At 69.4% G+C, this 19,634-nt stretch carries 18 protein-coding genes and 1 tRNA gene; 11 read left to right on the top strand and 8 right to left on the bottom strand.

Annotated elements, in window-relative coordinates; genetic code table 11:
• Positions 1-66: 66 nt before the first annotated feature.
• Together OG623_RS20235 and OG623_RS20230 are read right to left on the bottom strand one after the other, a co-directional pair.
• On the bottom strand, positions 67-1,587 hold the full coding sequence (locus OG623_RS20235; protein WP_406148192.1) for an MFS transporter: 1,521 nt from the start codon (positions 1,585-1,587) through the stop codon (positions 67-69).
• A gap of 195 nt (positions 1,588-1,782) precedes the next feature.
• Complete coding sequence (locus OG623_RS20230; RefSeq protein WP_406148190.1) at positions 1,783-2,445, bottom strand: TetR/AcrR family transcriptional regulator; 663 nt, start codon at positions 2,443-2,445, stop codon at positions 1,783-1,785.
• A 256-nt stretch (positions 2,446-2,701) separates the two neighbouring features.
• Between OG623_RS20230 and OG623_RS20225 the strand changes: the two genes are divergently transcribed.
• Positions 2,702-3,979: a M6 family metalloprotease domain-containing protein gene (locus OG623_RS20225; RefSeq protein ID WP_406148189.1), complete on the top strand. Its 1,278-nt coding sequence runs from the start codon at positions 2,702-2,704 to the stop codon at positions 3,977-3,979.
• Positions 3,980-4,095: 116 nt separating this feature from the next.
• Here the strand turns inward: OG623_RS20225 and OG623_RS20220 are convergent, their stop codons facing one another.
• Positions 4,096-5,835, bottom strand: coding sequence for a class I adenylate-forming enzyme family protein (locus tag OG623_RS20220; RefSeq protein WP_406148187.1), 1,740 nt, complete (start codon positions 5,833-5,835; stop codon positions 4,096-4,098).
• A gap of 68 nt (positions 5,836-5,903) precedes the next feature.
• A complete protein-coding gene (locus OG623_RS20215; protein WP_406148185.1) occupies positions 5,904-6,605 on the bottom strand; it encodes a TetR/AcrR family transcriptional regulator in 702 nt (233 codons plus the stop codon).
• Between the two features lie 81 nt (positions 6,606-6,686).
• On the opposite strand from OG623_RS20215, the gene OG623_RS20210 reads away from it, so the two are divergent.
• The 3 genes from OG623_RS20210 to OG623_RS20200 all read left to right on the top strand — a co-directional run bounded on the left by OG623_RS20210 (position 6,687) and on the right by OG623_RS20200 (position 9,363).
• Positions 6,687-7,961: a tRNA-dihydrouridine synthase gene (locus OG623_RS20210; RefSeq protein WP_406148183.1), complete on the top strand. Its 1,275-nt coding sequence runs from the start codon at positions 6,687-6,689 to the stop codon at positions 7,959-7,961.
• Positions 7,962-7,976: 15 nt separating this feature from the next.
• Positions 7,977-8,792 (top strand): SDR family NAD(P)-dependent oxidoreductase, encoded by an 816-nt coding sequence (locus tag OG623_RS20205; RefSeq protein WP_406148181.1) that lies wholly within the window; start codon positions 7,977-7,979, stop codon positions 8,790-8,792.
• A 498-nt stretch (positions 8,793-9,290) separates the two neighbouring features.
• Positions 9,291-9,363: transfer RNA gene (locus OG623_RS20200), tRNA-Arg, on the top strand.
• Positions 9,364-9,410: 47 nt separating this feature from the next.
• On the opposite strand, the gene xerC is transcribed toward OG623_RS20200, so the two are convergent.
• Complete coding sequence (xerC, locus tag OG623_RS20195) at positions 9,411-11,084, bottom strand: tyrosine recombinase XerC (RefSeq protein ID WP_406148180.1); 1,674 nt, start codon at positions 11,082-11,084, stop codon at positions 9,411-9,413.
• An 11-nt stretch (positions 11,085-11,095) separates the two neighbouring features.
• Positions 11,096-11,761 carry a helix-turn-helix domain-containing protein gene (locus OG623_RS20190; protein ID WP_103492429.1) on the bottom strand — a complete coding sequence of 222 codons (666 nt, stop codon included), beginning with the start codon at positions 11,759-11,761 and terminating at the stop codon, positions 11,096-11,098.
• Positions 11,762-11,855: 94 nt separating this feature from the next.
• Here OG623_RS20190 and OG623_RS20185 point away from each other — a divergent pair, with 94 nt between their 5' ends.
• From OG623_RS20185 to OG623_RS20165, 5 genes are all read left to right on the top strand, one after another.
• On the top strand, positions 11,856-12,086 hold the full coding sequence (locus tag OG623_RS20185; protein WP_103492428.1) for a hypothetical protein: 231 nt from the start codon (positions 11,856-11,858) through the stop codon (positions 12,084-12,086).
• Positions 12,087-12,301: 215 nt separating this feature from the next.
• A complete protein-coding gene (locus OG623_RS20180) occupies positions 12,302-13,537 on the top strand; it encodes a DUF3631 domain-containing protein (protein ID WP_181012368.1) in 1,236 nt (411 codons plus the stop codon).
• A 195-nt stretch (positions 13,538-13,732) separates the two neighbouring features.
• Entirely contained in the window at positions 13,733-14,515 is a 783-nt protein-coding gene (locus OG623_RS20175; RefSeq protein WP_406148178.1) for a DUF2637 domain-containing protein, read from the top strand.
• Between the two features lie 94 nt (positions 14,516-14,609).
• Positions 14,610-15,263, top strand: coding sequence for a plasmid mobilization relaxosome protein MobC (gene mobC, locus OG623_RS20170; protein WP_406148176.1), 654 nt, complete (start codon positions 14,610-14,612; stop codon positions 15,261-15,263).
• Positions 15,260-16,978 (top strand): relaxase/mobilization nuclease domain-containing protein, encoded by a 1,719-nt coding sequence (locus OG623_RS20165; RefSeq protein WP_406148175.1) that lies wholly within the window; start codon positions 15,260-15,262, stop codon positions 16,976-16,978. The genes mobC and OG623_RS20165 overlap by 4 nt, the downstream gene beginning before the upstream one ends.
• A gap of 212 nt (positions 16,979-17,190) precedes the next feature.
• Here the strand turns inward: OG623_RS20165 and OG623_RS20160 are convergent, their stop codons facing one another.
• Both OG623_RS20160 and OG623_RS20155 read right to left on the bottom strand, forming a co-directional pair.
• The gene (locus OG623_RS20160; RefSeq protein ID WP_103492423.1) at positions 17,191-17,424 is read right to left on the bottom strand and encodes a hypothetical protein; all 234 of its coding nucleotides are present in this window, start codon (positions 17,422-17,424) and stop codon (positions 17,191-17,193) included.
• Positions 17,421-17,624: a hypothetical protein gene (locus OG623_RS20155; RefSeq protein ID WP_103492422.1), complete on the bottom strand. Its 204-nt coding sequence runs from the start codon at positions 17,622-17,624 to the stop codon at positions 17,421-17,423. Before OG623_RS20155 ends, OG623_RS20160 begins: the two co-directional genes overlap by 4 nt.
• A 171-nt stretch (positions 17,625-17,795) precedes the next feature.
• Between OG623_RS20155 and OG623_RS20150 the strand changes: the two genes are divergently transcribed.
• A complete protein-coding gene (locus OG623_RS20150) occupies positions 17,796-18,548 on the top strand; it encodes a DUF6879 family protein (protein ID WP_103492421.1) in 753 nt (250 codons plus the stop codon).
• Positions 18,549-18,560: 12 nt separating this feature from the next.
• Positions 18,561-19,412 (top strand): helix-turn-helix transcriptional regulator, encoded by an 852-nt coding sequence (locus tag OG623_RS20145; protein WP_103492420.1) that lies wholly within the window; start codon positions 18,561-18,563, stop codon positions 19,410-19,412.
• The last annotated feature ends 222 nt before the right edge of the window (positions 19,413-19,634 follow it).

Below are 19,634 nucleotides of genomic sequence, written 5' to 3'. Positions count from 1 at the left end.
GTCGGCGCGCGAACCGGCCAGTGCGCGAAATCGGTCAGTACGCGAACCGGCCGGTGCGCGAACCGGTCAGTGTGCGACGACCGGGATCCTGACCTCGTCCTCGGCCCCTTCCGTCAGCTCCCCCGAGCCGCCGGTCGCACCCGTGCCGGGGCGTCCGGTGTTGACGAGGGTCACCGCGATCACCGAGGCGGCGACCAGGATGCCGACCGCCCACCAGATCGCGCCGGAGAAGCCCGCGACCATGGCCTGCAGCTGGAGTACCTTCGGGTCGCTCGCCCCTGCGGCGTGATCGGCGATGTAGGCCGTGGTGGCACCGGCGGCGATGGTGTTGAGCAGCGCCGTACCGATGGCGCCGCCGACCTGCTGCGAGGTGTTCACCATCGCGGAGGCCACCCCCGCGTCACGCGGCTCGATGCCGTGCGTGGCCAGCGACATGGCCGGCATGAACGCGGTACCCATACCGAGGCCGAGCAGCAGCTGGCCCGGCAGGATGACGGACGCGTAGGACGTGTCGAGGTCCAGCTGGGTCAGCAGCAGCATGCCGACGGCCGCCACCAGGAAGCCGGGGCCCATCAGGAACCGCGGCGGAACGCGGGTCATGAGCCGCGCGCCGATCTGCGTGGAGCCGGTGATCATTCCCGCGATCATCGGCAGGAACGCGAAGCCGGTCTTCACCGGTGAGTAGCCCTGGACGACCTGGAGGTAGTACGTCAGGAAGAGGAAGAGCCCGAACATCCCGATGATGGCGAGGCCCAGCGAGAGGTAGACACCGCCACGGTTGCGCTCGGTCAGGACGCGCAGCGGCAGCAGCGGGGACTTGACCCGCGCCTCGGTGACGACGAAGGCCAGCAGCAGCACACCGGCCGCGACGAACATGCCGATGGTCAGCGAGTCCGACCATCCCGCCGACTCGGCGCGGGTGAAGCCGTAGACCAGGGACACCAGGCCAAGCGTGGACAGGACGACACCGGGGATGTCCAGCGGGGAGCGGTTGCGGCCGCCGGACGGCTCCCGGATGACGAAGTACGCACCCGCGGCGGCGATGATCGCGAACGGGATGTTGACGAAGAAGGTCCAGCGCCAGTTCAGGTACTCGGTGAGGAAGCCGCCCAGGATCAGGCCGACCGCGCCACCGCCACCCGCGATGGCTCCGTAGATACCGAAGGCCTTGGCGCGCTCCTTGGCATCGGTGAACATCACCGCGAGCAGCGAGAGCGCGGCCGGTGCGAGCAGGGCCCCGAAGACACCCTGGAGCGCGCGCGAACCGAACATCATGGCCTGGCCGGTGGCGGCGCCACCGAGCGCGGAGGCCAGGGCGAAGCCGATCAGACCGACCAGGAAGGTCCGCTTACGGCCCCAGAGGTCGGCTATGCGCCCACCGAAGAGCAGGAGCCCACCGAACGCGAGCGCGTACGCGGTGATCACCCACTGCTTGTTGCCGTCGGAGATGCCCAGGTCGGTCTGGGCGGAAGGCAGGGCGATGTTCACGATGGTCGCGTCGAGCACGACCATCAGCTGGGCGAGGGCGATGAACGCCAACGCTTTCCAGCGACTGGGATCCGGAAGGGTTCCGGCTGTTTTCGACATGGAACTAGCCACCTAAGGACACGAAGAGTGGTGAATCCGGCGGGACGGGCCGCGACGGGGCCGCGTACGGAGCCGAAAAAAGGGCGAGCGATTCCGGCGGCCGGACCTGCCTGTCAGGTCCGGTCCGGCTTCATGGGACTGGGGTGGGCCGCTGGGGGCCGGGAGTCTGTGGGTCGGTTCTCCGGTGCGCGGGCGTCACCGCCCGCTGCGCAGGTCCTCCAAGGTCGCCGCCGATCCCGGCAGCTCGGAACGGGCCGGATTCTCCAGGCCGTCCAGGAAGAGCTGCAGATGGCGGTGGGTGAACCGGTCGATGTCCGGGCAGGCGATGCCGGGCAGTGGCCGGGTGAGCTGGGAGAGGGCGACGAGTACGTCACCGACGGCGATGTCGGTGCGCAGCCTCCCCGCGGACATGGCACGCTCCACGAGCCCCTCGACGGCCTCTTCGAGGCGACGGCGCTCGGTGAGCAGTTCGGGATGGGTGCTGTCGAAGCCACCGGACAGCATCGGGCACAGGGCGCCGATCCTCTCGCCGGCAGCCGCGTGCACGAAGCGGCTGAGAGCGGCGAACGGATCGGGCTCGGCCGCGACGGCCTCCTGCGCCCTCTCGATGGTACGAGAGGTGACCGCGAGGACGACCTCATGGATCAGAGCCGACCGGTCGGGGAAGTTCCGGTAGAGCGTGGCGTTGCCGACACCCGCCCTCCGGGCGACCTCGTCGAGCGGCACGTCAGGACCGAACTCGACGAACATCTCACGCGCGGCCGTCACGATCCGCTCCCGGTTGCGCAGTGCGTCGGCCCGCGTGCGGGGCGTACGGCGCTGCGCCGCGCAGGCGGCGATGTCGGCGACGGACTTCACGGCTTTCCTTCCGGTGTCTGACCGGTCCCCCGATCGGAACCGGGGACCGCGTCCCCGCTTCATGGGGACACAGGTGCAAACGGGGAGGGGATCCCCAGTTATTTCCCTCAGATCATGTGACCTACATCACATGACATGGCGGGCAGAAACCCTCCATCGGCGCACCCGACGAGCGGTCCCCCACCACCCGGCAGAGGCTGATCGCCAGAGCGCAGTCAGGGCCGGCCGACTGCCGCGGACCCGAAGGCGTCGCCCCATGCCGCAGCCCCGCCACCGGATACGCCGATACCGCCGTCCCCTCGCACTCGCCGGAGCGACGGCCCTGGTCATCGCGACCGTGGCCACGGCCAGCTCCACCCTCCCCGTCGCCAGCCGCGCCTCCGCCGGGCCCGCGTCCGCACCACGGGGAACCGGGCTCGCGCCGTGCCGAATACCCTCGGCCATGGGCGTGCAGATGTCGGAGGGCATGCCGACACCGCCCGGCTACGCCCGCTCCACCGGCCGGATCAAAGCACTGAACCTGATGATCGACTTCCCCGACGCACAGGCCACGGAACCGGCGACCGACCGCCTCGACGAATTCTTCCCGCAGACCTCCGACTGGTACCGCACCAGCTCCTACGGCCGGCTCACCTATGTGCCCGAAGCACCCGTGAAGGACTGGCTGCGGATGCCGAAGCCGTTCTCCGAGTACGGGATCGAGCGCGGCTCACCGTACGAACCCGGCTACCGCAAGATGGTCAAGGACCTGGTGTCCGTCGCCGATCCGAAGGTCGACTTCTCGGCGTACGACCTGGTCAACGTGCTGGTCACCCCGAACGCCGGCCCCTCGGCGCTGGACACCGTCCTGTCGGTGACCTTCTCGGGCAACGACGACGCCCCGTTCGCCGACGGCACCCCGCTCGCCAACACGTCCTTCGTCTACAGCCGCCAGGACGACGGCTCCGGCTCGTACGCGACGACCGGCTACCGGGTCCTGCCCCACGAGAACGGCCATGTCTTCGGACTGCCCGACCTCTACACGATGGAGGGCGGCGGCTCCGTGGGGCACTGGGACATCATGTCCGAGGACTGGGGGGCCAACAACGACTTCCTGGGCTGGCACAAGTGGAAGCTCGGCTGGCTGGACAGCGACCAGGTCAGCTGCGCCGCCATGCCCGGCACCAGCGAACACACGCTCGGGCCGCTGGCCACGCCGGGCGGCCCGAAGCTGGCCTTCGTGCCGGTGAGCGCGGAGTCCGGCTACGCGGTGGAGGTACGGACCGCCGAGGGCAACGACGAAGCGGTGTGCCGGCCAGGCGTCCTCATCTACAAGGTGAGCTCCGACGTGGACACCGGCCGGGGCCCGGTGTCCGTCGTGGACAGCACCGAGGACAGCGGTGGCTGCACCCGTCGGCCGAACGTCCACGCCGAGCTCTCCGACGCCCCGTTCCAGCCCGGCGAGACGTTCACCGACCGCACCGACGGCATACGCATATCCGTGCTGGACAAGGACGCCGACGGGAACTACCGGGTACGGATCACCCGGCCCTGAGGCCGCGGACCGTCCCGCTGCCGCCGCGCCGCGCCGCCCGGCCGTGGGGCCTTCGGGACCTCCCTGCCGTGGGGCCATCCGGGGCCCCTGTCGTGGGACCTCCCGGGGCCTCCCTGTCACCCGGCCTGAGGGTGGCGCCCTTCTCGTACGTGCTCCTGAACCACGCCGCGCAGCTCCCGCTTGAGGATCTTTCCCGTGGCGTTGCGGGGCAGCGGCTCCGCCGTCACCAGCACATGGGCCGGCACCTTGAACGCGGCCAGGCCACGCCCCACGTGCTCCCGCAGCGCGTCCGGCGTGACAGGGGACCCCGGGCGCACCCGGACGACCGCCGCGACCTCCTCGCCCAGCACCGGATGCGGGACGCCGAGCACCGCCGCGTCCCGGACGTCGGGGTGGTCGTGCAGCGCGGCCTCGATCTCCACGCAGTACACGTTCTCGCCGCCCCGGATCACCATGTCCTTGATCCGGTCCACGACGGTCACCCGCCCGTCCCGGACGACGGCGAGGTCCCCCGTACGGAACCAGCCGCCCGTGAACGCCTCGGCCGTCGCCGCCTCGTCACGCCAGTAGCCACGGGCCAGGGACTGGCCGCGCAGCCACAGCTCACCCGCATCGCCGTCCGGGAGGGCCTCGCCCGCGGGTCCGGCGATCCGCACCTCGGTGACCGGCGTCGGGGTGCCGGCCGATTCGGGGTGCGCCCGGTACGCCGCTCCGAAGGCGGCCAGTACCCCGCCGCTGGTCTCGGTCAGGCCGTAACCGTTGCGCGGCTCGATGCGCTCGCCGTACCGGGTCGTGAGCTGCGCGACCAGGTCGGGAGGGACCGCCGCCCCACCGGTGTTCAGCCCCTTCAGGCTCTCCAGACCGTCGCCCGCGCCGTCCGCCGCCGCGAGCAGCTGGAGCGCGGTCGCGGGTACGCCCGCGTAGTGGGTGACCTCGTGCCGGCGGATCAGCCGCAGGGCCTCGCCCGCGTCCCACTTCGGCATCAGGACGAGGGCGCCGCCCGCGGCCATCGCCGCGTACAGCCCGGTGAACGCCGCGACATGAAAGAACGGGAAGGTCATCAGGGTGACCGGCGCGGGGCCCTGGCCCGGGACGATGCCACGGCCGAGCGCCGATACGGCCGCCTGGTAGCGCGGGTTGAGGGCGGCGCCCGCCTGCGCGAGGTGGGTGGCCACGGCGCCCTTGGGCCGACCGGTGGTGCCTGAGGTGTAGATGATGGTGGCGTCGTCCTCCGGCCTGATCTCCACCTCGGGCGGCGCGGCGTACGGATCGGGCTCCGGCAGGTCGGCGTATCGCTCGGCCCCGGGCACGTGCGCCCGGTCGCCTTCGCCTTCGCCTCTGACTTCGTCATGGAAGACGACGAGCCGCGCCCCGGCCGCGCGGACCCAGCCCGCCACCTTCGGCACCTGCTCGGCGTCGGCCAGGAGCACGGCGGGCTCGCAGTCGTCGAGGGCGTATCCGAACTCGCCTTCGGTCCACCAGGTGTTGAGCGGTACGGCGACAAGGCCTGCCAGCTGAACCGCCCAGAAGGCGATCTGCCACTCGGGGTGGTTACGCATGGCCAGCACGGCCCGGTCCCCGGGGCGAAGCCCGTACACATCGGTGAGGCGCCGGGCCAGCGAGGAGGCGGCGGCGAAGAACTCACCGTACGAGCAGGTCCGTTCACCCGAGACCAGGAACGGCTGATCGCCGAACGCCCAGGTGGCCTCCATGAACTCCCGCAGTGTGCGCGGGCCGTTCGCGTAGACGAGAGGCCCGTGCTCCGCCCGCACCACGGCGAACGGGGCCCCCGGACCGGTCAGTGACGCCTCGATCCGGGCGAGATCCGCCGGGCCGGATGAACTGCTGTGCGGCACGAGCGGCCTCCCACGTACGGCGTACTGGCTCAGCGACCCGGCGACGCTATGCCCGCACTCCGCCTCCGTCAACCGGCTCCCCCTTCGACCGAACGGGCGCCTGCCACGCCGGGCTCATCGCGCACATCCCGCGCATCCCGCACGTCCCGCGCATCGGGCGCGTCACTGCCGGACATCCGGTCGGCGCTGATCACGGTGCGCACCACCGAATCGACCACCGTGTCGATCCGGTCGGCATCGGGGTCACCGAGGCGGCCGTCGAGCAGCAGGAGGCTGAGTCCGTAGAGGAGTGCCCAGACCCCGACCTTGAGGGGCTCACGGCGGTCCGGAGCCGCGAAGGGCGCGATCCGCGCCATCACGACAGCCAACACCGCGTCGGAGGCGGCGCCCACCTCGGCATGGCTGACGCACGGATGCCCGAACATCAGATGGAAGAGGCCGGGGTGGTCGAGGGCATAGTGCACCGTGGCCCGCGCCACGGGCGCCAGAGCGTCGGCCAGATCCGCGGGAGCGGAGGACGCGCCGCCCTCCGAGGACCCCTCGAAGCGCGCCTTGAGTTCCGTGAAGCCGTGTACGGCCAGGGCCGCGAGCAGGGCCTCCTTGTCCTGGTAGTGCCGGTACGGGGCGTTGGCGGAGACACCGGCGTGCCGGGCCACGGCCCGCAGGGACAGCGCGTCCACGCCGTCGGCGTCCAGCAGGTCCAGTGCGGACCACAGCAGCGCGGCACGCAGATCACCGTGGTGATAGCTCGACCGATCGGATGTTGACACTGCACACTTCCTTGGGTGATTGTTGGCGCTGTACACATTGTGCCGCCACACGGCGCACCCCTGCGGACGGAGTGTCCTCCCTTGCCCAGGATCGACGACCGACTCGTGCTTCCCGGCGGCCTGACCCTGCCCAACCGGCTGGTGAAGGCCGCGATGGAGGAGAACCTGGCCATCGAAGGACAGCTGCCGGGCGAGCAGCTGCTGGAGCTGTACCGACGCTGGGCGAGGGGCGGCGCCGGACTGTTGATCACCGGACACGTCATGGTCGACGGCAGCGCCCTGGCCGACCCGTCCGACGTGGTCCTTCAGGACGGCACGCCGCTCGAACCGTTCACCCGCTGGGCCGGTGCCGTACGCGGAGCGGGCGGGCGGGTCCTGATGCAGATCAACCACCCGGGCCGCGTGGTCAATTCCGACATGCCGGGTCCCGCGCTGTCCGCATCGGACGTCGCGGTCGACGTCGGGCGCTACTCCCGTATGTTCGGCCGGCCTCGCGCCATGACGGAGGCGGAGATAGCCGGCACCGTCGCCCGCTTCGCCGCGACGGCGGCGCTGGCCGCCGAGGCAGGGTTCCACGGCGTACAGATCCACGCCGCGCACGGCTACTTGCTGGCCCAGTTCCTCTCCCCGCTGACCAACCGGCGCACCGACCGGTGGGGCGGCGACCTGGAGAACCGGGCGCGGATGCTCCTCGACGTGGTGCACGCCGTACGCGCCGCAGTGCCCGAGGGCTTCGCGGTGGCCGTCAAACTGAACACCGCCGACTTCCAGCGGGGTGGATTCGACGAGGGCGAAGCGGTCCAGGTCGTGGACGCGCTCGCCTCGGCAGGCTGCGACCTGGTCGAGCTCTCCGGCGGCTCCGTCGAAAGCCTGGCCACCCATGGATACCCCGCCGATGAGCGGACGTTGGCACGGGAGGCCTACTTCCTGGAGCTGGCCTCCGACATCATCCGTACCGCACGGCTGCCGGTCATGGTGACCGGCGGAATCAGACGGGCCGCGGTGGCCCGGCGCGTCCTCGACCAGGGAGGATCGCTGGCCGGCATGGCAACGGCGCTGGCCTGCGTCCCGGACCTCCCGCAGCGGTGGCTCAGCGGCGACGAGACGGTCGTCGAGCCGGTGCAGCCGCGGTGGAAGGACAAGTCACTGACCGCCGCCGCGACCCAGGCCATGATCCGCCACCGGCTCGCACGCCTCGGCGCGGGACGCGACACCCGCACGCCCCTGTCGCCCGTCCTGGCACTGCTGCGCGAACGCCTCCACCGCCATCGGGCGCTGCGCCGCTACCGGCGCTGGTACGCGAGAGAGGACCACACACCCCGCCCCTCCACGCACCTGACCCCCGACCCTCGCTGAAAGGCTCCCGGTCACATGTACGGCTACAACGGCACCACCACCCTGGTCACCGGAGCTTCCAAAGGGCTCGGGATGGCCTACGCACAGGAACTCGCCCGCCGAGGCTCGCACCTGATTCTCGTCGCCCGCTCGACCCCGGCCCTCGACCAGCTCGCCTCCGGGATCCGCGCGGCACACCCGGTGGACGTCCATGTGATCGGAGCGGACCTCGCGGACCCGGCGGGCCCCGCGGCCGTCGTCGAAGAGCTGCACAGAGGGCCCCTGACCGTCGACCTGCTGGTGAACAACGCGGGTATGGGCTCCGTCGGCCCCTTCTTCGACCGTCCTCTCGACCAGAACCTGCGGTCGGTCGACCTCAACATCACAGGCCTGATGCTGATGACCCGCCTCATCGGGGCGGGCATGCTCGAACGCGGTTCGGGCGGGATCATCAACGTCGCCTCGACCGCCGCGTTCCTGCCCATGCCCTACCAGGCGAGCTACGCCGCGACGAAGGCGTTCGTCCTCTCGTTCACGGAGGCGCTCGCCGGGGAACTCCAGGACACGGAGGTACGCGTCATGGCCGCCCACCCCGGCGCGACCGCGACCGGCTTCTTCGACAACACCACGGCCGTCATGGACCCCGGCCGAACGGACAGCCCCCGGACGGTCGCCGCGAAGACGCTGGACGACTTCGCACGCGGCAGGACGGCCTCGTACCCGGGCCGGGCAAGCAACCGGGCGTCCACCTGGGCGGTACGGCTGCTCCCCCGCAGAACGGTCACACGCATGGCCGCGAGCATCAACCGCAGAGCGGGCTTCCACCAGGCCCAGGACACCCTGCCCCGCTGAACCGGGTTCCGATGGATGCGATGCCCCGTTGATCCTCAAGAAACACAAGTGGCGGGGCTCCGAACCGGACGAGCCTGGTTCTGGCCCCCGTTACGACGTGGTGAGTGAACATCCGGCAAGGGGGCCCCGCAGTGGAGGCCGTGTCAGTCACGAGGACGACCCCAGTCCGCGACGCTGAGGCCGGCGCGCATCAGTAAGTCGTTGCTGAGGCCGAGTCGCTGTATCGGGGATCTTTCCGTGGCGCTGGAGCTGGCGCGTTTATCACCATAGAGGCGCATTGAACGGAAAGGGGGCGCACATGCGAGCCATGCGCACGCCCGCGCACGGACACATCAGGGTTCGACGGGGTGCCCGACGATCCCGGCCCGGGATGTCCGGAGCCCCGGACATCCCGGCAAATGTGCAGGTCACCCGACTACAGCCGCCCGGCATCCGAGCCACCCCCGTATCCATGACCCTGTCCGGACCACCATCCGCTACGCTGGTCCCTGCGTCTTCGCCTTCGTAGCTCAGGGGATAGAGCACCGCTCTCCTAAAGCGGGTGTCGCAGGTTCGAATCCTGCCGGGGGCACAACGCGTTACCGCTCTGACCTGGGGTTTCTCCCCCAGGGAGGGGTCTTACTCGGCCTCGGACTTCTCGTCCGGGGCCGTTTGCGTGAGCGGTGCGTGAGCGGACGGGAAGTTGATCTCCCGGATTTCCCCCAACGGATCAGCACCATCCGGCCCGGATTCCGCGTCGGCAGACTCCGCGTCGTCGAGTTCGGCCTCCGCCTCGGGAGCGATGTTCTCGGGGGTTGTGCGCGCTCGCGGCACGAGCCGGGCCGCAGCCTCTGCGATTGCCAGATCCGCTTCGGGGAGCAGGCTCGTGTACGTGTCCGACGTGATGGTGATCGAGGAGTGGCCGAGCATCTCCTGGATGTCCTTCAGGCCGGCACCTGCTGCGTGAGCCAGAGTCGCGGCACCGTGACGGAGGTCGTGGAGCCGGACCGGCGGGAGGCCGATCTCCTCGTACAGCTCGATAAATCGCCGCGTGACGTTGGCAGGGTGGAGCAATTCTCCGTTCTCGCGAGTGAAGACCCTTCCGGTCTCCACCCAGGCGCTCCCCCACTTCTCGCGGTCCTTGTCCTGCTGGGCGCGGTGCCGCTTGAGGGCCTGGACCGTATCGGAGTCGAGGGCGATGGTGCGCGCTCCGGCGTCGGTCTTGGGGTCGTCCTCGTACACCTCCCAGCCGTTCACCACGAGTTGCTTGGCGACGGTGAGGAGGCCGGCGCTCAGGTTGGTGTCGGTCCACCTCTGACCGCATGCCTCACCTCGCCGTAGCCCACGAAAGGCGACCAGGTGGAACAGCGCGTACAGCCGGTCCTCGGCTACATGGTCGAGGAAGAGGCCGGTGTGTTCCGGCGTCCAGACCATCACCGGCGAGGGCGTCTCTCCGGTGCGCCTCCAGTGGAGGATGCGCTCCTCGGTCCACACGAGTGCCTTGGGACGCCTGCCTGCCTCCAACTCGACGTGGGAGGCCGGGTTGAAGGTGATCAACTGTTGAGCGATCGCGGCGTTCAACGCAGCACGCAGTGTGGAGCGAACGCGTTGGCGCGTTGCCGGACCGACGATCCGGCGGTAGGGCTCCATCTCTGCGATGGCCGCTTTCATCGCCATGCGGCGGGAGCGCGGCTCGCGCCCCTTCCAGGGGATCTGTGCGAGATCCTCGACCGCTTTGCGCCGTGCGGCGTTTCCTTCGGCGATCTCGACGTTGGCCTCGGCTATGGCCTCGAACATCTCCGACAGGTGGGTGACCCGAAGGCGGTCGAGTCGCAGGTGCCCGATGCGCGGCTGGAGGTGGACACGAATGTTGCTCTCGTCGCGGCTGATCGCGCTCTGCCGCCCCTTCTTGCCCGCCAGCCAGATATCCAGCCAGTCGCCGACCGTGAGGCGGCTGGTGAGATCCAAGCCGTGGCTCAGCCGACGACGGGTCGACTCGATGTCCGGTAGCGGGGCCTTCTCGTCCCCCACCTTCTCCAGCAACTCGGCGATCTGATCCAGACCTTCGGAGTCGTCGGCGTCGGCAAGGCCGAGAAGCGCGCGTATGTGGTCGAGTTCGGCTTGTGCGGCTTTGAGGTTCTCGTAGCCGGCACGGCTGAACGAGCGGCGGGTTCCGTCGGCACGGGGCGGGAGTTCCTGGCGTACGGAGTAGGAGCCGTGCTTGCGGCCGGCGAGCTTGGGGCACTTCTTGCCGAGCGGCTTTCCCGTCTTGGGGTCGCGGCAGTAGCAGCGGCGGTGGGTGGAGCCCTTCAAGGGCGTTCCTCCTAGGTGGTCTCAGGGGCCCATTCGGGCGGGTCTACGTCGTGAAGTGCGGGTGGGAGGTCGGGTGGGGTGGCTCCGTCTTCGCTGAGCTCGCGACGGAGGTAGCGGAGCTTGTACTTGGCGGAGATGGCCTGGTCGGCGTACGCGCTCTGCTTGCGTTCGGCCTCTTCCTGCTGGGCGCGGCTCGTTGCCGTCTTGGCCGCAAACCGTGCCTGCTCTTCCTCGTCGAGCGCGGCTAGTGCGGTGCGCACGAGACTGGTGTGGGCTTCGAAATCGGGCACGAGGCCCGAGTCATAACCGAACACTTCCTCTTCGCCTGTGAAGCGCCGCAGGGCGTCCCAGGTCGGCACCAGACCCTGGAATGGAAGTTCCTGCGTCCGGTCGACGTAACCGACCGGGAAGATCAGACAGGCCGGATACGTCTCCAACGCGGCGGCGAGGACGATGACGTCGACCAGCGGGAGGCCAGCCCGACGGCCCGACTCCATGTTGGCAATCACGTTGCGGGGAATGGGATGCCCGAGCCCCTCGCACCGATCGGCCAGATCCTGCGCGCTCCACCCCATCTCCTTCCTTCTCCGGCGGACCTCACCGGCCACGTTTGCCTGGACCCGGTCCACCCACTCCGGGAAGTCATCCTCTTCATCATCCGAACGACGTTGTGTCATGTAGACACATTAGCTTGAGGATGCTGATTGGTAGACGCCTGGAGCCGGACGGGATGACCACGTCCGCCGAGGGCTGTACCGAAAGGGATGCCGCATGCGCGATAACACCACAGGGGGACAGCCCAAGGGCATGAGCCGGGAAGACCTGTTGGCCTTGCCGGTAGCCGTTGACCTGGAAACAAGCAATCGAGCCCTGGGCCTCGGCCGAAGCAAGGGGTATGAGCTGGCGAAGCGGGGCGCGTACCCGTGCAAGGTCCTGCGGCTCGGCAACGCCTACCGCGTCGTGACCGCAGATCTGCTGGATCTGCTCGGGCTGGCGGCATGAAGGGACGGCAGCGTAGCAAAGCATTCTGCGTTGAGCTGACACAGAATCGCTGGACTGTCGGCAGGAGTGGACGTACGGTCCGTGTTCCCTCGGGGTACGAAGTGGGCCTCCGGCGAGGCAACGCCGGAGGCCCGAGCAGCCCCGAACGGCCCTGGAAGAACCAACCCGGCGGCAAGGGCAGGCAAGCCCACCACCGCCAGACGAGGAGCTGCCCCGTGGAACACGCGGCAACCGAGCCCTATTCCACCCCTGACAAGCCTTCGTGGCCGCCGGTGGCCATACCCGGCCAGTCGACGGGCCACCCTGCTTCACCGGGAGAGCCGCCCGCAGCCGTCTCCGAGACTGCCCCGGTATCCGAGGGGGATCAGGTGCTGACGGAGCTGCTGGAGCAGATCCGCCGTTACGTCGTACTGCCGAGCGAGGAAGCGTTCACGGCCGTGACGTTGTGGGTGGCGGCGACTCATCTGCAGACGGCATGGCAGCACGCCCCGCGCCTGGCTGTGGTCGGGCCGGCGAAGCGGTGCGGCAAGTCGCGGCTGCTGGACGTGATCACCGAGAGCGTCCACGATCCGCTGATCACGGTCAACGCGTCAGCCGCCGCGGTATTCCGGTCGATCACCGCCACACCGCCCACCCTGCTGGTCGACGAGGCCGACACTCTCTTCGGCTCCGCGAAGGTCGCGGAGAAGAACGAGGAGATGCGCGGCCTGCTCAACGCGGGGCACCAGCGCAACCGCCCCACCCTGCGGGTTTCCGGACCCAACCACGAGGTCTCGAAGTTCCCCACGTTCGCCATGGCAGCCCTCGCCGGCATCGGCGACCTGCCGGACACGATCATGGACCGGTCGATTGTCATCCGGATGCGGCGCCGCAGGCCGGGCGAGAAGGTGGCGGAGTTCCGTACCTTCCGTGACACCCCGCCCCTCCACGCGCTGCGCGACCGGCTCGTCGCCTGGCTGGCCCCGCTGCACGCCGAGGCGATGGAGCTGACACCGGCCATGCCGGTCGAAGACCGCGCGGCCGACACCTGGCAGCCGCTGGTGACCGTTGCCGACCTCGCCGGCGGGACGTGGCCCGACCTTGCCCGCACAGCCTGCCGGGTCATGGCCAAGCACGAGGCCGAGCAGGACCAGGACAGCAGTAGTCTCGGCATCCGCCTCTTGGCCGACATCCGCCGCGCCTTCGCCACCGAAGGCAATCCGCCGGCTCTCCGCACCAGCCGGCTCCTCGACATCCTCAACCAGGACGCCGAGACCCCCTGGCCGGAGTACACCACCAACGGCCTGACTCCTCGGGGCCTGCAGATCCTGCTCAAGGAGTACGGCATCAGCTCCGCACCCCGCCGCTTCCATGGCAACGTCCAGGCCCGGGGCTACGCCCTCCTGCATTTCACCGACTCCTGGGCACGCTACTGCCCGGAGCCCGCACCCGAAACGACGACCGGGGCCTGACCCGGCACGACCCGTCGCGACTCGTCTCCGCGCAGGTCAGCGCGGTGACGGGTCGGGACCCGGTGACGAGTCGACTCGATGTCACCTCCGCACCCGTACCTGCCCTGACCAGGCACGCGACGAGTTGCGACGGGTCTCTCTCACCCGCGACCGGGCCACACCAGTCTCATCTCCGTACTCCTGGAGCGCTCCCCCTTGCCTTCTCCCACTTCCACCGCGGTACCTTCCCCTGCCCCGGTGCCCTTGACCGCAGCGATCCGCACAGGCGTGGCGCTGCTGGCCGTGGCAGCCTTCGCGCTTTCCTATGACGCCCTGCGGCAGATGGCCGCCGCCAGCCACATTCACCCGGCGCTCACCTACGCCTTCCCGCTCGTCATCGACGGGTTCATCGCCATCGGGATCGGCGCCCTGCTCGTCCTGCGGACCGCGCCCCTGTCCGCCCGCCTCTACGTCTCGGCGCTAGTCGGCACCGCCACCGCCACAAGCATCTGGGCCAACGTCCTGCACGCCATCCGCCTCAACCAGCAGACCCGCCACAACGGACTCTCTCTCGACGACCTCACCGTCGGGGCCATCTCCGCCATCGCGCCACTCGCCTTGGCCGGGGCCGTCCACTTCTACCTCCTCGTCGCCCGGCGCCCCACTACCCCTGACCGCCACAACAGCGACGACCGCCACGAACCCGGCGCCGACCACACCATCGGTGAGCTCGCGCCACCACACGACACGGACACGGACACGGACACCGATGTGCCGCAGCAGCCCGGTAAGCCGGGAGGCAAGCAGTCGAGCGTTTCCCTGGAGCAGGCCGTGGCCATCGGCCGCACGGCTCCCCTCGGACGAGGCAACAGCGTCTCCCGCCGCAACGTCGAGAAAGCGATCCGGGACAACGGATTCGGCATGTCACGCGCCCGCCTGGACCAGGTCAAGGACCTGCTGCAGGCCGAACTCGACGCCGTCACCACAAGCACCGACTGAACCTCGCACCCCACGTCACCCCAGCCCGCTCCTCCCATGAACCAGCACCGGAGGAACGGGCCCTCTCCCTCCACCACCGCTTGCAGGAGCCCTCATGCACAGGCCCGTCCGCGAGCCCTCGTCGGCGCAGCAGCAGACCACCTCCACCCCGGCATCAGGCGGAGCAAGGTATGGCGTTGGACCGTCCACGGGCCGGTCCAACGCAGATGCCTCCGCCCCGGGGGTGGCGGAGGAGCTCGGGCGCCAGGGGGCGCCCGACCGGAACAAGCCCGTCGACACCGCCACCCGCACCGTGCTGCCGCAGCGTGCCGCCGAAGCTGCCGCACTGCACCGAGTCGCCCGCCGCCGTCAGCGCAAAGAGACCCAGCGCAAGGAACGCGTGGACGTCCGCTACAGCACCGACGAGAAAACAGCGATCCTCACCGTGGCCCGCTCGCTGAACATCGCCGCCGCCCACTACGTCGGCGCCGTCGTCATGGCCCACATCCAGGGAGACCTCACGCTGCCTGGTCAGCGCACTCAGCTCGACGACTACATCGACGAACTCACAGCCCTCCGCGGTGAAGTCGCCAAGATCGGCCACAACATCAACCAGATCGCCAAGAAGCTCAACTCCGGCGACCGTCCACACCCTGGGGACACCGCACTCCTCGACCATGCGGAACTCGTCCTCAGCACGGCCGTCACAGCCGTCCGCCACATCGCCGCAGCGGCCACTCAGGCCGCCGCCACAAAGGGGCCACGGTGATCGCGAAGATCAGCAGCGGCAGGAGCACAGCCGGCCTCATCCGCTACCTCTACGGCCCCGGCCGGGCCAACGAGCACACCGACCCGCACCTCGTCGCCTCCTGGGACGGCTTCGCACCCGACCCCGGCCGCTCCGACGACATCGCCGCCACGAAGAAGCTGCTCGTGGCCGACCTCGACCTACGCGTGCAGCAGGCCAGGCGTCTCGGCCGGGCCCCGAAGCAGCACGTGTGGCACTGCTCCGTCCGCGCCGCACCCGGCGACCGCATCCTCGACGACGCCGAATGGGCGGAGATCGCCCGTCGTGTCGTCACAGCGACCGGCATCGCACCGACAGACGATCCCGACGGCTGCCGATGGGTCGCCGTCCGGCATGCCGACGACCACATCCACATCGCCGCCACCAAGATCCGAGGCGACCTGCGCACCGCACGCCACTGGAACGACTACCTCACCGCCGACCGCGAACTCGCAGCCGTCGAGAAGGAATACGGCCTCTTCCAAGTCGTATGCGGAGACCGCACCGCCGCGAAACGGCCCACCCGCGCCGAGCAGGAGAAGGCCCACCGGGCCGGCCACGACAAGCCCGCCCGCGTACGCCTGCGCACCCTTGTCCGCACAGCAGCGGCTGCCGCCACCAACACCGAGGAATTCCTCGCTCTACTCACCCGTACCAGCGGCGTCCTCGTCGAGGTCCTGCACTTTCCCTCCGGAGAACCACGCGGCTACAAAGTCGCCCTGGAGCACGACACGAACGCCGAAGGAGAGCCGGTGTGGTTCTCCGGCTCCACGCTGTCACCGGACCTCTCCCTCCCCAAGATCCAGAGCCGTCTCGCCGCAGCAGACATCCCTGCCGACAATCCCAACGGGCATCTACGGCCGCACCCGTGGCACCAAGCCACCGCAGCCACAGAGCGCATCCCCCACCACCTCGGCCGGCCGGACGCCGAAGCCGCCCAGGCCCACCTGGCCGCCCTCGGCGAAGCACTCGACGCCGTGGCCCTCACCGCACCACCGGACATCCGTACCGAACTCCGAGCAGCAGCCTCTGCCTTCGAACGGGCAACCCGTTCACGTATCCACGCCGAACACCACCACGCCCGTGCCCTGCGCGGGGCAGTGAAATCTATGCTCCGCGAGCCCTCACCCAAGGACGGAGCTCTCCTGGCGATGTTCCTCGATGCCGCGCTCTTGGCCGTCATCGCCGCCGCCCGCTGGCACGACCAACGACAGCACAACCAACAGGCCGCAGCCGCCCACCAGACTCTGCTCCACCTCCAGACCGCCTACGGCCGAACCTCATCCGGGCACCTACTCACCGCCGGCCAGCACCGACCGCCTCAGAAGGTCGCAGTCCGGTACGCCCAGCTCATCCGCCAGACCACCCCCACGCACGCCGACCAGATCCTCACCGACCCCGCCACCGACGCACTCACCACCGCAATGGCCGCCGCGGAAACCGCAGGACACGATCCCGGACGCCTGTTGCAGCAAGCAGCAGACGAACGCACCCTCAACGACGCCCGCTCCCCAGCACGCACCCTGGCCTGGCGCATGCAACGGCTCTCGCAGCGACCCGCACCGAGCCGCCGTGCCCTCGCAGCGCAAGCACACAGCACCCTCCTGCGCCCAACAGCTTCTCTACGCCCCGCAGCTCCCCCGCAGCCCGCGGCACCGACCACGCCCGCCACCACGGCTGGGCCCCGGCGCAGGTGATCACGCCTGGCCAGTCGACTCAGGAGTGAGCAGGTCAAGTGCTTCCACCCTGCAGTCGTGGTGGGCGCAGGTGCAGCGGCGCACGAGCAGGATTCCACCTCCGTGGGGCAGCGACACGTCCTCGGTTTGGCGGCACTCGCGGTGCAGGTCCTTGTAGCCCGGACGATGGGCAAGGGCACATTCCGGCGACATGCCTGAGGTGTCCGGGCTCATCAGAGGATGCCGCCGCTGCTGGCCGAGTTCAGGGCGCGCGTCCGCTCCCGTATGGCCTTTTGGCGTTCGTCGTCGGTGGCCCGGCGGACACGATCGGGGTCGGCGTCCCACTCGCACCCACCGGTCACCGGCCGAAGCTGAACGTACGGCCCTTCGTGTCCCATGACGTACCCCAGCCTGTCGCGCTGGGTGTCGACGACCAGTGCGCCCTCCGGCTGCTGTGCCGCCGTCACTCGCGACCTCCTCGCTGAAGTGCCTCGGCCAGACGGGCGGCCACATCGGAGCGCACGCGCCCCAGTTCAACGAGCCGCAACTCCGGTGACGCGGCGTCGACGCTCAGCGAAGGAAGAACAATCCCGGCCTCGGCCAGTGCCTCTCTCAAGGACTCCACCGCAGTGAAGGGATCGATGTCCTGCTGTTCCTTGGTTGCCATGAACCAGACGCTAGAAGTGGGAAGTTGTCCGGCGGTACGCTGTTTTCTCGGATTTGCTCGACAGGTCATGAAGATTGCTGGTGTTTTCTCCTGGGCCCTGCCTGATCCCGTAGTGCCGAGCTGGTGCTCCGGCCATGCTGTTGATCACCACCCCTGGAAGGGAGAGCGTCCATGGCTCGCCAGTTGCGCTTCAGCGGCACAGACAGCAAGGTCGACGGCTGCCCCGCCCTGCACACGGACGAGGGCACCGGCGAGATCATCGTTCAAGGAACCCCCGTGACCGACCCCGAAGACCTCGCACAGCTCCAGCACTACGGGCCGGACGACGCAGCGGTTGCCGTGCCTCGCGAACTGCTCGTGAACTGGGGACCGAAGGAAATGGACCGGGTACCGGAGATGGTCGACCGGGACACCTTCCGGCGCCTGTTCACGACCTTCGAGCACACCGCATGGCGGCTGGAGACGCGGCGCGGCTACGCCTCCGACCGGCAGGACCCCGACTTCCAGGCGTTCCTCGCCACCGGCTCGTCGCCCTGCGACCCCGAGGAGCCCTGGTTCCTCAACATCAGGACCCAGACGGACGCCGGCAAGACGGTCGGCCGTGTCCGCATCGCCGACAACCCGCCCACTACCGAGCAGCGATTCCTGCTCGACTACGCCCGGCACAACACGGCGGTCGGCGAGGACATCCGCTACCTGTGGCGCGAGGACGCCGACCAGGCGACCCTGCCCGCCGAGGACTTCTGGATCTTCGATTCACGGATCGTGGCGCTGCTGCGCTTCGACGACGAAGACACCATGCTCGACATCGAGTTGATCACCGAACCGGCCCAGGTCGTGCGCTACGCCACCATCCGCGACGCGGCCATGCACCATGCCGTTCCGTACGACCGGTTCGCGGCGCAGGTGGCCGCGACCGGATAGCGTGCGTGACCGGTGAGCACCGACTACCAGCAGGCACGGGCAGCTCTGGGGGCGCGGCTGCGTGAACTCCGCTTCTCGTGCCCGGGGGGCCGGCTCACCGGTCAGCAGCTCGCCCAGCGGTTGGGCTGGCAAGGGTCCAAGGTCAGCAAGCTGGAGAACGGCAGGCAGACGGCTACCCCCGAGGATCTTCGGGCGTGGGCCGACGCTACCGAGCAGCCAGGCGCGTACGCCGAGCTTGCCTCCCGGCTCGCCGGGTTCGAGTCCCACATCAGATCCTGGCGCAGAGCACTGGCGAACGGCTTCAAGCCCTTGCACGAGGGGCTGAGCGCGGAGATCGAGCGCACCACGGAAATGTGGCTCTGGGAAGAGTCGGTGATCGCCGGACTTCTACAGACCCCCGAGTACGCCCGCCACGTCATCCAGCGCTACGCGGAGCTGCTGGGCGGAGCCGGCGGCATCGAGGATGCGGTGCGCTCCCGGGTACAGCGGCAGGAGTGGCTGTACCGTCCCGGCCACAAGCTGCACGTGCTGACGTGGGAAGCCGCGTTGCGCTCGCTGATCTGCCCTCCCTCCGTCCTGGCCGCGCAGCTCGACCGCCTCACGGGCGTGATCGGGATGGACACGGTCGAGCTGGGCATCATCCCGTTCACCGCGTCCGTGAAGATCGTGCCGGCCAACGGCTTCTGGGTCCTCGACGACCGCCTCGTCGTCGCCGAGGACTGGCACGCCGAGATGTGGCTGGACGACGCCGACAGCGTCACCTTGTACATGAAAGTCTGGAAGACCCTCCGCGAATCGGCGGTGTACGGGGCCGACGCCCACAACGTCATCAACTCGGCCAGGCGCGCGCTGAACCAGCATTGACGGGCCACCCGGGGCAGGGTTCTCCGTAGCACCCAGACCATACGCACCTCTTCGGCTCCGCGTCGCCCGACGCCGTCTGCCGCACTGCACCGGCCGGCCAAGAGTCCAGGCCGCCACCGTTAGAAACCTGAAGCACGTGGTGCCCCCACCCGTTGCCGGAGCAGCGGCCGCCATCGGGGCGGCCACTACTGCGTACGTATTAGAGAACTGTCGGCAGCTGCA

The organism is Streptomyces sp. NBC_01012 (assembly GCF_045162755.1).
Classification (GTDB): domain Bacteria; phylum Actinomycetota; class Actinomycetes; order Streptomycetales; family Streptomycetaceae; genus Streptomyces.
The sequence above is the reverse complement of the archived record's forward strand: the minus strand, read 5'-3'. Positions and strand labels throughout refer to the sequence as shown.

Bases quoted from the DNA above. Each gene is read 5' to 3' on its own strand.
- OG623_RS20155 (WP_103492422.1), bottom strand. From the start codon at position 17,624: ATGGCAACCAAGGAACAGCAGGACATCGATCCCTTCACTGCGGTGGAG.
- mobC (WP_406148176.1), top strand. From the start codon at position 14,610: ATGCACAGGCCCGTCCGCGAGCCCTCGTCGGCGCAGCAGCAGACCACC.
- OG623_RS20205 (WP_406148181.1), top strand. From the start codon at position 7,977: ATGTACGGCTACAACGGCACCACCACCCTGGTCACCGGAGCTTCCAAA.
- OG623_RS20190 (WP_103492429.1), bottom strand. From the start codon at position 11,761: ATGACACAACGTCGTTCGGATGATGAAGAGGATGACTTCCCGGAGTGG.
- OG623_RS20150 (WP_103492421.1), top strand. From the start codon at position 17,796: ATGGCTCGCCAGTTGCGCTTCAGCGGCACAGACAGCAAGGTCGACGGC.
- OG623_RS20235 (WP_406148192.1), bottom strand. From the start codon at position 1,587: ATGTCGAAAACAGCCGGAACCCTTCCGGATCCCAGTCGCTGGAAAGCG.
- OG623_RS20225 (WP_406148189.1), top strand. From the start codon at position 2,702: ATGCCGCAGCCCCGCCACCGGATACGCCGATACCGCCGTCCCCTCGCA.
- OG623_RS20185 (WP_103492428.1), top strand. From the start codon at position 11,856: ATGCGCGATAACACCACAGGGGGACAGCCCAAGGGCATGAGCCGGGAA.